The sequence below is a fragment of the uncultured Holdemanella sp. genome, assembly GCF_934772795.1.
Classification (GTDB): Bacteria; Bacillota_I; Bacilli_A; order Erysipelotrichales; family Erysipelotrichaceae; genus Holdemanella.
Map to the genome: position 1 here is coordinate 1 of NZ_CAKVMR010000068.1, position 11,313 is coordinate 11,313.

Annotated in this window: 13 protein-coding genes and 1 tRNA gene; 10 read left to right on the plus strand and 4 right to left on the minus strand. The window is 32.8% G+C overall.

Annotated elements, in window-relative coordinates; translation table 11 throughout:
- The first annotated feature begins 160 nt into the window (after window positions 1–160).
- Genes Q0F04_RS10025 through Q0F04_RS10035 form a run of 3 tightly spaced genes read left to right on the plus strand, consistent with a single transcriptional unit; the run spans window position 161 to window position 1,924 of the window.
- Complete coding sequence (locus tag Q0F04_RS10025; RefSeq protein ID WP_295752916.1) at window positions 161–529, plus strand: GntR family transcriptional regulator; 369 nt, start codon at window positions 161–163, stop codon at window positions 527–529.
- A gap of 4 nt (window positions 530–533) precedes the next feature.
- Window positions 534–1,313 (plus strand): ATP-binding cassette domain-containing protein, encoded by a 780-nt coding sequence (locus Q0F04_RS10030; protein WP_288520106.1) that lies wholly within the window; start codon window positions 534–536, stop codon window positions 1,311–1,313.
- The gene (locus Q0F04_RS10035; protein WP_295752920.1) at window positions 1,310–1,924 is read left to right on the plus strand and encodes an ABC-2 transporter permease; all 615 of its coding nucleotides are present in this window, start codon (window positions 1,310–1,312) and stop codon (window positions 1,922–1,924) included. Before Q0F04_RS10030 ends, Q0F04_RS10035 begins: the two co-directional genes overlap by 4 nt.
- Here the strand turns inward: Q0F04_RS10035 and Q0F04_RS10040 are convergent.
- The gene (locus Q0F04_RS10040) at window positions 1,921–2,430 is read right to left on the minus strand and encodes a TetR/AcrR family transcriptional regulator (RefSeq protein ID WP_295752923.1); all 510 of its coding nucleotides are present in this window, start codon (window positions 2,428–2,430) and stop codon (window positions 1,921–1,923) included. The genes Q0F04_RS10035 and Q0F04_RS10040 overlap by 4 nt on opposite strands.
- Before the next feature lie 98 nt (window positions 2,431–2,528).
- On the opposite strand from Q0F04_RS10040, the gene Q0F04_RS10045 reads away from it, so the two are divergent.
- From Q0F04_RS10045 to Q0F04_RS10075, 7 genes are all read left to right on the plus strand, one after another.
- Entirely contained in the window at window positions 2,529–5,096 is a 2,568-nt protein-coding gene (locus Q0F04_RS10045) for an ABC transporter ATP-binding protein/permease (RefSeq protein WP_295752925.1), read from the plus strand.
- Window positions 5,097–5,136: 40 nt separating this feature from the next.
- Window positions 5,137–5,616, plus strand: coding sequence for a GNAT family N-acetyltransferase (locus Q0F04_RS10050; protein ID WP_295752927.1), 480 nt, complete (start codon window positions 5,137–5,139; stop codon window positions 5,614–5,616).
- A gap of 2 nt (window positions 5,617–5,618) precedes the next feature.
- Window positions 5,619–5,783 carry a hypothetical protein gene (locus tag Q0F04_RS10055; RefSeq protein WP_295752929.1) on the plus strand — a complete coding sequence of 55 codons (165 nt, stop codon included), beginning with the start codon at window positions 5,619–5,621 and terminating at the stop codon, window positions 5,781–5,783.
- Complete coding sequence (locus Q0F04_RS10060; protein WP_295752931.1) at window positions 5,780–7,216, plus strand: DNA methylase; 1,437 nt, start codon at window positions 5,780–5,782, stop codon at window positions 7,214–7,216. Before Q0F04_RS10055 ends, Q0F04_RS10060 begins: the two co-directional genes overlap by 4 nt.
- Window positions 7,216–7,605 (plus strand): YolD-like family protein, encoded by a 390-nt coding sequence (locus Q0F04_RS10065; RefSeq protein ID WP_295752933.1) that lies wholly within the window; start codon window positions 7,216–7,218, stop codon window positions 7,603–7,605. The genes Q0F04_RS10060 and Q0F04_RS10065 overlap by 1 nt, the downstream gene beginning before the upstream one ends.
- A 197-nt stretch (window positions 7,606–7,802) precedes the next feature.
- Window positions 7,803–8,123 carry a nucleotide pyrophosphohydrolase gene (locus tag Q0F04_RS10070; RefSeq protein ID WP_003864113.1) on the plus strand — a complete coding sequence of 107 codons (321 nt, stop codon included), beginning with the start codon at window positions 7,803–7,805 and terminating at the stop codon, window positions 8,121–8,123.
- 4 nt (window positions 8,124–8,127) lie between these two features.
- Window positions 8,128–8,790 carry a hypothetical protein gene (locus tag Q0F04_RS10075; RefSeq protein WP_295752935.1) on the plus strand — a complete coding sequence of 221 codons (663 nt, stop codon included), beginning with the start codon at window positions 8,128–8,130 and terminating at the stop codon, window positions 8,788–8,790.
- A gap of 225 nt (window positions 8,791–9,015) precedes the next feature.
- Here Q0F04_RS10075 and Q0F04_RS10080 read toward each other — a convergent pair.
- From Q0F04_RS10080 to Q0F04_RS10090, 3 genes are all read right to left on the minus strand, one after another.
- Window positions 9,016–9,090, minus strand: a tRNA-Glu gene (locus tag Q0F04_RS10080).
- Window positions 9,091–9,139: 49 nt separating this feature from the next.
- A complete protein-coding gene (gene pepD, locus Q0F04_RS10085; RefSeq protein WP_295752937.1) occupies window positions 9,140–10,546 on the minus strand; it encodes a beta-Ala-His dipeptidase in 1,407 nt (468 codons plus the stop codon).
- Window positions 10,547–10,833: 287 nt separating this feature from the next.
- A partial coding sequence (locus tag Q0F04_RS10090) for an IS200/IS605 family accessory protein TnpB-related protein (protein ID WP_295752939.1) occupies window positions 10,834–11,313 on the minus strand: 480 nt, incomplete at its 5' end.

Below are 11,313 nucleotides of genomic sequence, written 5' to 3' on the forward strand. Positions count from 1 at the left end.
TTAACATCGACCTGCGGGCAGAATTTGCTAAATGCACGGCTTAGTTTCTATATGCACGTTATAGTTTAACGACGACATTTGAATTAGGATAGTTTTATCCTAATTTTTTTATTTACAAACAGTTTATACTGTTATATAGTGTTATATAGGAAGTGATACAATGATTATAATTAATAATAGTTCAATGATTCCTATTTATGAACAGATTGTGAATCAAGTGAAACAAAATATTGTGGATGGTAAGTTAAAAGAAGGAGGTGTTTTACCGAGTGTTCGTAGCTTGTCGAAAGAATTGAAAATATCGGCATTAACTGTCAAAAAGGCGTATGACATTTTAGAAGCGGATGGCTTTTGTAGAACAGTTCAAGGTAAGGGTTCGTTTGTGTTGGGGATAAATCCTGGTTTAGTGCATGAGCAGCGTGTAGTTGAAATTCAAAAGGAATTTGAGAAGGTACTTGATAAGGCAAAATCTTATGATTTGTCAAAGGATGAAATTAGAGATTTATTTAATATCTTGATGGAGGAATAATAATATGCGATTTTTAAAGACATATGACAATTTTAAATTGGATTGTAAACTTGAATTAAAGCCAGGAACAATTACGGCTTTGATTGGGCGCAATGGTTCGGGTAAAACAACATTGTTTAAATTGTATCTTGGTTTAATTGAAGATGATGATAAACATACAAATTTAGTGAATAAAGAAGAAATTGGAGTTGTATGGAATGATTCGAGTTTTAGTTTGTTTTTAAATGTTCTTGAAATTAAAAAGATATTGAAGTGTTCCTATAAACATTTTGATTGTGATTATTTTGATTCTATGGTAAAAAATTTCGAATTGGATATAAAGAAACCATTAAAAGAATATTCTACGGGTATGCTTTCAAAATTAAAGATCATTATTGCGACAAGTCTTCATGCGAAAGTTTTATTGTTGGATGAACCAACGAGTGGTTTAGATGTGATTGCACGAAATGAAGTATTAGATTTGTTGCGTGATTATATGGAAAAATATGAAGAGACTTCTATATTGATTAGTTCACATATCTCAAGTGATTTGGAGGGGTTGTGCGATGAATTTTATTTTATTGAAAAAGGAAAAATCATTCTATGTGAACAGGATCTAGAGTCATATGCACTATTAAAGGGTGTAGATGAAACCGTGGATTTAAGCTATGCATTAAAAAAGATAGGTTCAACATATCTTACAAATGAGCGTTCTTTCTATGTAGAAAACTATCCAGGCTTAATTATTGAAAAAGCACATATTGATGATTTGATGGAATATATGATCAAGGGAGAAAATGTATGAAGGGTTTATTGATTAAAGATTTTCTATTAATGAAAAATTATAAAAAGATTGCGATGTTTATGTTGACTATAGGAATATTTGTAGGGATGAATGATATTAGCTTTGCCTCAGGCTATATTTTAGTTTTTGTATCCATTCTTTCAATGTCAACGATTACATATGATGAAGCGAATCACGGATTAAATACATTGTTTACTTTACCCATCACAAGATCGGATTATGTAAAAGAAAAGTATTTATTTTCGTTGATTATTACGGGAATTGGTTTTGTGTTAGTCGCAATATTAAATTGTTTCAGTAAGAGTGGTTTTGTGGAAATAGTTACAATTTTATCAACTTCATTACTCTTATTATCTATATCCTTGCCATTTCAATTAAAAGAAGGAAATGAAAAAGGAAGAATTGTATTATTTGTGGTTGTGTTTGGATTTATATTCTTATTTGTATTCTTAAATCAATTCATTCCTAAATTCTTTGAATCTATAGAAGCCGTATTGAATACAATGAATCCTACAATGTTTAGTGTAGGTTTATTATTAACAAGTTTTGTTCTATATTTTATTTCCATGATGATTTCAATTCGTGTATACAATAAGCGTGTTCTTGATTAATTCACCAGTTTATCTACAATGTGATTGATGATATCGGCAATTTCTTCACAAGATTCAATGCATCCTGCATCAATCCATTGTTGGATGGTTGCCAAAGATCCAAAAAGGATGTAATTTTTGATGTATGGATCATTTTTTGAGACTTGTTCAAGCTGATTGTTGATGGAATCTAAGGCTAGAACTTGTTTAGGAAATTCATTGTCGACATTACATGCGAAGAAAAGTTCAATGGTTTCTTTGTTGGTTTTTAAAAATTGAAGTAATTGGGTAAAAGAAGTTTCTTTTGGTTGATCATTTAATTGTTCATTGATCAATTGAATGACTTCATATTCCATTTCTTTAATGACATCATATTGACTGCCATAATACTTATAGAAGGTTGAACGATTGATATCGGCCTTTTCACATAAGCTAGAAATGGTAATCTTATTGATGTCTTTTTCTTTTAGACATTCAAATAAGGCTTCATAGATTAATCTTTTTGTCATTTGTATTTTTCTGTTCATAATCAACACCTGTTGTTTTCGTAACAATATGTTAAAATTAGTCGATTGAAAAATCAATAGATAATTTTCTATAATTAAGAAAATATGGAGGGCTTTTTATGCTTCAATGTAAAAATATTATAAAAGATTATGTTTCAGGAGACGAAATTGTACATGCATTAAAAGGTGTATCACTTTCTTTTCGTGAACATGAATTTGTTTCAATACTTGGACAGAGTGGATGTGGTAAAACTACATTTCTAAATATTATTGGTGGTTTGGATCACTATACTTCGGGTGATTTAATTATTAATGGAAAAAGCACGAAGGATTATAGTGATAAAGACTGGGATACGTATCGTAATCATCAGGTTGGCTTTGTGTTTCAATCTTATAATCTGATCATGCATCAAAGTGTTTTAAGTAATGTGGAATTGGCTTTAACTCTTACGGGAGTCAATAAGGAAGAAAGAAGAAAAAGAGCTATTGAGGCTTTAAATAAGGTGGGCTTATCGGATCAAATCCATAAAAGACCAACCCAGATGTCAGGTGGACAAATGCAACGTGTTGCGATTGCCCGTGCCATTGTCAATAATCCAGATATTATTTTAGCGGATGAGCCAACGGGTGCTTTGGATAGTGCTACAAGTGTGCAAATCATGGAGATCTTAAAGGAAATCTCAAAAGATAAGCTTGTCATTATGGTTACACACAATCCGCAATTGGCCGATGAATATTCGAGTCGAATTATTCGTTTAAAGGATGGTACTTTAGTTTCGGATTCCAATCCTTTCAATGAATCAGAAACGAATGTGGATACAAGTGTATTAAAAAGGCCTGGCATGTCATTTAAAATGGCTTGTTCATTGAGTTTAAATAATTTAATGACCAAAAAGGCACGTACATTTTTAACATCTTTTGCCGGAAGCATTGGCATTATTGGGATTGCCTTGATTATGTCTTTATCGAATGGTATGCAGTCATATATTGATCAAATGGAAAATGATACAATGGCAAGTTATCCCATTGAGATTCAATCTAATTTTAGTGATATGTCGACTTTAATGACAACGATGATGGGAATGAAGAAAAAGACAGAAGAACATAAGGATTCTAAGATCTATTCTCGTCCTTATGTTGAGGATGTATTAGAATCTTTATCGAGTTCAAAGAAGAATAATTTATCGGCTTTTAAATCGTATATTGAAAGTAGTAAGGGAAAGAAATTTAGAAAGACAGCCAAAGCAATCGAGTATGACTATAATTTAAATTTACAGGTCTATAATGAAAATACCGATTCTGGTTTAGTGCAAGTATCACCCAATGGTTTGTTGGATAAATTAGGAATGTCAGATATGATGTCCCTACAATCGCAATTTATGGATTCAAGCTCAATGACCAATGATCAAGTATGGTTATCTTTACCTGAATCAAAAAAGCTTCGGGATGATGAATATCAGCTTGTCGAAGGGAAATGGCCAACTCAATATAACGAGGTTGTCTTAGAGGTCGATGAAAATAATGAGATAACAGATTATGCACTGTATTCTTTGGGCTTGTTAGATCAGGATGAATTGGTTAAGAATTATCAAAAGATTTTAAATGGAGAGACAGATCAAATTTCAAAGACAAATCTACAGTCTTATAGTGTGGATGATATCTTAAATCTAAAATTTAGATTGGTATTAAATAGTGATTTATACCAAAAGGTAAATGGTTTGTGGATCAATCAAAGTGAAAACGAAGCATATATGAAGGATGTTGTAGCGAATAGTCCTGAAATTAAGGTTGTTGGAATTATTAAGCCAAGTGAATCTACAGTTTCACAACCAACAATGGGTGGTGTGTATTATACAAAGGCTATGGAAGAGTATGTGACAGAAAAAACGGAGAATGCTCAAATTGTTCAAGAACAAAAGGCAAATCCAAATATCAATATTTTTACGCAGGCCGAATTTGCGTCTGGTCAAAAGATGAGCATGTCAAATCTTACAAATGAGCAGATGATGCAGCTTTCAAGTATGTCGCAAGAAGAGTTGATGAATTATATGAATACGTATAATGAGAATATCAATGCGACATATGATTCGAATTTAACTAAGCTTGGTGTTGTGGATTACTCAAATCCAACAAAGATTTCTTTATATGCATCAAGCTTTGATGGAAAAGAAAAGTTGGGTGATTTGATTACTTCTTATAATAAGAAGCAGACAAAGAGTAATGTGATTACGTACAACGATTTTATTGGAACGATGTTAAGTTCTGTGACAAGTGTTGTGAATATCATTAGTTATGTATTGATTGCCTTTGTATCTGTATCTTTAATTGTATCGAGTATTATGATTGGTATTATTACTTATATTTCAGTGTTGGAGCGTACAAAAGAGATTGGTATTCTACGATCAATTGGTGCCAGTAAGAAAGACATTACGCGTGTATTTAATGCAGAAACATTTATTATTGGATTAATTAGTGGTGTATTAGGTATATTCATTACACTTGTATTAAATGTTCCAATCAGTATGGTGGTTGAAAATATGACAGGTGTTGCCCATATTGCCAAGTTACCTGTGAATGGAGCTATATTCTTGATTTTGATTGATTTGGTATTAACCATTCTTGCAGGTTTGATTCCATCCAAGATTGCGAGTAAAAAAGATCCTGTAGAAGCATTAAGAAGTGAGTAATCACTTCTTTTTTGGTATAATTAACTGGCGAGGTGATACCATGATTCGAAAAGGAACGAAAGAAGATGCAGAAATTTTATCTAAGGTAGAGGCGACTTGTTTTCCACCGAATGAAGCAGCAACTTCAAAAGAGATTCAGGAACGATTAAATGTATATGCGAATCATTTTTTATTATTATTTGAAGATGATCGATTGATTAGTTTTATTGATGGTTTTTGTACAAACCAAAGAGATTTAACGGATGAAATGTATAGTGATGCCTCTATGCATGATGAAGATGGTGATTGGCAAATGATTTTTGGATTAAATACGTTACCGGATTATCAAAGACAGGGAAATGCCGCTAAGATCATGAATGCGATGATTGATTTGGCTAGACAAGAAAAGCGAAAAGGCTTAGTGTTAACTTGTAAAGATAGATTGGTGCCTTACTATAGTAAGTTTGGATTTAAAAATGAGGGCGTATCCTCAAGTGTGCATGGTGGTGTAGTTTGGTATCAGATGCGATTGGAGTTTTAAAGATGAATATAATAAACATGGTGAAGAAATATCAGAAGAAAAAAAAGAAACAAGCTGTAAAAGAAGAAATGAAACAGATGATTCCTACATTAAGAAGTACATTGCATGAAGTGACTTCTGGATTAGATGAGTTAAATGGTCTTCTTAAAAAGATTACGCGTTCATGAAGTCTAAGATTTATTTGGCCATCGACTTAAAGTCTTTCTATGCTTCTTGTGAATGTGTTTCTAGAGGATTGGATCCTTTGAAAACCAATCTTGTAGTGGCAGATGCTTCAAGAACTGAGAAGACAATATGTTTGGCTGTATCTCCTTCATTAAAACAGTATGGCATTGGGGGAAGGTGTCGTTTGTTTGAGGTAAATCAAAAGGTACGAGAAGTGAATGCCAAAAGGAAAAAGGGATTTTTACGCTTTGATGGTAAATCAGCAGATGATGAAATCTTAAAAAAGAATCCTAGGTATGAAGTTGATTTTTTAATTGCGCCTCCAAGAATGAAATATTATTTGGATATAAGTACGCAAATTTATAATATTTATCTAAAATATGTTTCAAGTCAGGATATTCATGTGTATTCGATTGATGAAGTATTTATTGATGCGACGCCATATTTAAATACGTATCATTTAACGCCAAAAGAGTTCGCAATGAAAATGATTCTAGATATTTATGAAACAACAGGCATTACGGCTACAGCAGGTATTGGTACAAACTTGTATCTTGCCAAGGTAGCGATGGATATTGTGGCTAAACATAAAGATCCAGATGAAAATGGCGTTCGTGTTGCGGCCTTAAATGAATATCGATATCGAAAATTGTTGTGGAATCATAAGCCTTTGACAGATTTTTGGCGTGTTGGTAAAGGGTATGAGAAAAGATTAAATAAGCTTGGTATTGATACAATGGGCAAGCTTTGTGCCTTTAGCTTAGAACATGAAGATGTTTTATTTAAAACATTTGGCGTAAATGCTGAACTATTGATCGATCATGCCTGGGGATATGAGTCTTGTACAATGGAAGATATTAAGACTTATAAACCGGAAAAGAATAGTATGGGTTCGGGACAAGTCTTATCTTGTGGATATGAAAAAGAAAAGGCTAAAATTTTAGTCAAGGAAATGGTGGAATCTTTAGCTTTAAGTTTGGTAGATAAGCATTTAGTGACAAATAAGGTAGTTCTAACCATTGGCTATGAAACAAATGAAGCCTATACAGGTGAAACAATGGTTGATTTTTATGGGAGAATTTTGCCCAAGAGTTTAAATAAAGTTGTCCATTTACCACAAAAGACAAATGCGAATTCAATTCTAATTCAAAATATATTGGATGTATATGATCGGTATGTGGATCCGAGTTTGTTGGTGCGAAGAATCAATGTAGCAGCAGTAGAAGTGGTGGATGAAAAGAATCGTGGTTTTGAACAGATTGATTTATTTTCAAATGTAGATGAAGAAGATTTGAAGAAGGAAAAAGATCTTCAAAAGGTAACTTTGAAAATCAAGAATAAGTATGGCAAGAATTCGATCTTAAAGGGAACGGATTTTGAGAAGGGTGCTAAGGCCAAGGAGAGAAATGCGCAGATAGGAGGGCATAAGGCATAATGGATGAAAGATGGTATACAATGGATCGTCCAATAAGTAAATATCCAAAGATGTCTATGTCGGATCGTGCAGCTCAATTTGCGCCTTTTGCGGCTTTAACTGGTCATAAAGAAGCTGTGATTGAACAGGGTAGAATCACACAGGAAAAAAGAGTTTTATCGAATGAAGAAAAGCTTGAAATCAATGAAAAGATCATAGAGATGGTGAGCTTGAAATCAAAGTGTAGAATTACTTATTTTGAGAAGGATAAGACAAAAAGTGGTGGTAAATACATTCAAAATGTTTTATCTTTTAAGCGTATGGATGAATTAAATAAGACTTTATATTTTAAAGAAAACATTCAAATACAAATAGATGATATTGTGGATATAGAAGTATTGGAACAGTGATGTCCCTTTTCTTTGTAACAAGAAAGAGTATAAAGGATACTTGTATATATTCATACATATTATGCAGATGAACTTACTTTAAAGAATGCCATGTTGAATGTAACGAAAATATCTGAAAGTGTAGGTTTTAATAATGTTACGCATTTTATTCAGGTGTTTAAAATCACCAAAGAAATATAGAATGATGGAGGATCAAGATGAAAAGGGCAGTTGAAGAAATCTTAAAGTTTAATGAGGAAAGAGATTGGGATCAATTTCATAATCCTGAAAACCTCGCAAAATCCATTAGTATTGAGGCAGGCGAGTTGTTAGAATGTTTTCAATGGAATAACGAATATGATAAACAACATGTTTGTGAAGAACTTGCAGATGTGATGAATTATTGTATTTTAATGGCCAATAAATTGGGTGTGGATATGGAAGAGATTTTGTTGATGAAGTTAGAACAAAATAAGAAGAAATATCCGGTAGAAAAGTGCAAAGCGTCTTCTAAAAAGTACACAGAACTGATAAAATAAGGGTATGTTAGATGTCGAGCGATTACAATTCTTAGATTTATATAGTTTTGAACTGCGATTGGATTATTTTGAGAAGATTCTAGAATTTACGAGTTCTTCTTATTCTTTTTATTGGTTAGAGGCTATACTAAATTTAATGATTTATAAGGATACAATTGAATTTGATGAAATCTTAGATGAAATGATTTCTTTAGCCTATGATGATGTGGTTGAAAAAGGATATCATTTGGGTCCATTAATTCATCAAAAGCGTACAAACGCATTGGAAAATGCGATTTTAAGCATACAAAAGTATTTGCCTGAAAATTGCTCGAAACAAGAAATAATTATTTGTGTAAAGCAACATGATGAAGCTTTAAAGGAATATAAGAAACTTTTGATCATGCAGACACCATATCGTTTATTATCGAGTTTCTTGGTGGATGTAGGTGGTAATGATCCAATTTGGAATCGTCCTAAGGATATTATAGAAACAATCAAAGATTATAATGAAAAATATAGACTTCCATATGTCATCGAAAATGATAGGGGTCTTAAAAGAAGAGTTGTTGTTCAACCAGAATGGAGAGATTTCTTAATGACTAATTATCGTGTCATTATGGAATGGGTTCATGACGAAAAGATCAAGTATTTAGAAAAACGAAAGATTGAAGAGAGTGCATCCTAGGTGATGTACTTTTTCTTTTAAAGAAAATAAAAAAGTCTATTTCTAGACTTACTTTTGTTTGTGTTTTAAGTACATGGAGTAAATTAATTTTGCGACACCAATCGCAATAAAGAATATTCCTAATTTTAGTAGCATTGAATTCATAAATCCTTTCCATTCTTAATATATATTACACGGTTTGTACATAAAATAAAAACTCCTTTATGTAGAGGAGTAATTGTTAAATGGTAGCGCGTACGGGATTCGAACCCGTGATACAGCCTTGAGAGGGCTGTGGCTTAACCGCTTGCCGAACGCGCCATGTGCTTAAGTATTATAGCACAAAATAAAAGAGAAGTATAGACTTCTCTTACAATTCTGCAATTAAATCGCAAAGGTTTTTATATGCTTTTTTAAAGGATTCTAGGTTTAGTTTTTCTTCCGGAGTGTGACAACCTTCGGCAATAGGGCCGTATGTGATGATATCTAAATCTGGAAGTAATCCTTTTAGAATACCGGTTTCCATACCTCCGTGGGATGCTTCGGTTTCCATTTCTACGCCTTGTCTTTTTAAGATTTCTTTTAGTTTATCTCTTAATGGACTGTTCGCTTCATAGTTCCATCCACAGAAGTTTGTATCTTCATGTTCAGACGCATTGCATAACTGTGCAATCATGTTGATCTTGTTGCCTAATTCATCCTTCATAGATTCTAATGGGGAACGAATGCAGAAGGCGCATTTCACAACATTGTCTTCTGTTCTTAATTTACCTAAGTTAAGGGAAGCAAGTGTTAATCCTTCAATAGCCATAGATTTATGTTGTAAACCATTTGGTAGTAAATAATATAGTGTGATTAATTCATTTGTATCTTTTGAAGTAAAAGCTTTAGTAGCTTTGTCTGTTTCTTCCAATTGAATATCAAGCTTACTATCACTGAATTCAAATTCTGTTTTTAAATCGGCTGTGATTTGATCAATATTTGGCTTGATGTCTGAAACGAAAGTTGCCTCTGCTTCTCTAGGAATCGCATTCTCTTTTAGACCACCATTTACGGATACGATTTGAATATCTTTTAGTGTTTGTAGAACTCTAAATAAGATTTTAATTGAATTACCCTTTTCTTGATCAATACAAGCACCTGAATGACCACCATCTAATCCTTTTACTGTAAGTTTATAGGTTGGTTTATTTGCTTCTTCAAAAGTGCATGTTTTATCGACATAGGCATAGCGGCCACCACTTGTTGTGGTGCAAGTACTAACTTCACCACCACCATCTAGACCAATCATCTTTTTGGCATTGAAGTATTCCTTCTTTAAATTAATAGATCCTAATAGACCCACTTCTTCTTGTACAGTAAATACACATTCTAGATTTGGGTGCTTTAAAGTATCATCACTTAGAATGGCCAACATGTAGCTAACTCCAAATCCATCATCAGCACCTAATGTTGTTCCTTTTGCTTTTAACCATCCATCTTCAACATATAGATTTAAAGCATCTGTTTCAAAGTCAAAGTCGACATCCTTATTCTTTTCGCAAACCATATCCATATGTGCCTGCAACATAATGGTATCGTGATTTTCATAGCCTGGTGTAGCCTCTTTATAAATAATCATATTATTCATGTTATCACGAACATATTTAAAATCATGTTCCTCCGCAAAGTTTTCTACATAGTCTGCGATTTTTTCTTCATGAAAAGATCCATGAGGAATTTTTGAGATTTCTTCAAAATATTTGAAGATTGCGACATTTCCATCTAATACACTCATTGTCTGTACCTCCACTTGATTAAAAATAGTATAGTACAAGAAAAGACTTTTTTGAAGAAAAAGTCACACGTCTAATTGACGTGCCCGGTTCGTTTCCAGTCGTCCGGTAACATTTCAATATCCACTCCATCTTTCTGAATCATTCGGTATCCCGATACATTCAGTCTTTATCGATGGAGTTTTTATTGTATGCTCTGTTTATAAATACTTCAGAATTTCATCCATGATCTATGTACCTATCATCCAGTAAGATATCATAAACTTCTGGTTCTGATTATTTATCTTATTTAGTCAACAAATCCCATGCCTCTTCGATTGATCACATAGGCTGCACAATAATGTACACTCAGTCCTTTGATCTTTGTATACTTTTCTTTTCCAATCTTACTTGTATTCTTTGGATCTACTTTAATTACATCCACTTCATTTATCAAACATTTTCTTTCTAATTTTTCTAATATCTTTTTATACGCAAAACTCGATAATGTTTTATTTTGTTTTTTAGGTCGATAGAGCATCCTAGTTTTCAACTGCTTGAAATTCAAGTCTTCAACTACCAGACTCTTCTTCTTGGATTTACAATATTCCATGATTTCAATGGCCAGCTGATACAATTCTTCATTTCGTTTGTTTTTAGTGTTTTCTTTATGGATTGGATACTTCTTGATTAATACGATATTTCCATCCATATTGGTTTCACATAGTGCTATATGGTCCACATTGATATCGATTCCTACTGCTCCATACAATGTATCTGTTTTTGGAAG

Coding starts and splice junctions, on each gene's coding strand:
- Q0F04_RS10025 (WP_295752916.1), top strand. CDS start 161: ATGATTATAATTAATAATAGTTCAATGATTCCTATTTATGAACAGATT.
- Q0F04_RS10030 (WP_288520106.1), top strand. CDS start 534: ATGCGATTTTTAAAGACATATGACAATTTTAAATTGGATTGTAAACTT.
- Q0F04_RS10035 (WP_295752920.1), top strand. CDS start 1,310: ATGAAGGGTTTATTGATTAAAGATTTTCTATTAATGAAAAATTATAAA.
- Q0F04_RS10040 (WP_295752923.1), bottom strand. CDS start 2,430: ATGAACAGAAAAATACAAATGACAAAAAGATTAATCTATGAAGCCTTA.
- Q0F04_RS10045 (WP_295752925.1), top strand. CDS start 2,529: ATGCTTCAATGTAAAAATATTATAAAAGATTATGTTTCAGGAGACGAA.
- Q0F04_RS10050 (WP_295752927.1), top strand. CDS start 5,137: ATGATTCGAAAAGGAACGAAAGAAGATGCAGAAATTTTATCTAAGGTA.
- Q0F04_RS10055 (WP_295752929.1), top strand. CDS start 5,619: ATGAATATAATAAACATGGTGAAGAAATATCAGAAGAAAAAAAAGAAA.
- Q0F04_RS10060 (WP_295752931.1), top strand. CDS start 5,780: ATGAAGTCTAAGATTTATTTGGCCATCGACTTAAAGTCTTTCTATGCT.
- Q0F04_RS10065 (WP_295752933.1), top strand. CDS start 7,216: ATGGATGAAAGATGGTATACAATGGATCGTCCAATAAGTAAATATCCA.
- Q0F04_RS10070 (WP_003864113.1), top strand. CDS start 7,803: ATGAAAAGGGCAGTTGAAGAAATCTTAAAGTTTAATGAGGAAAGAGAT.
- Q0F04_RS10075 (WP_295752935.1), top strand. CDS start 8,128: ATGTTAGATGTCGAGCGATTACAATTCTTAGATTTATATAGTTTTGAA.
- pepD (WP_295752937.1), bottom strand. CDS start 10,546: ATGAGTGTATTAGATGGAAATGTCGCAATCTTCAAATATTTTGAAGAA.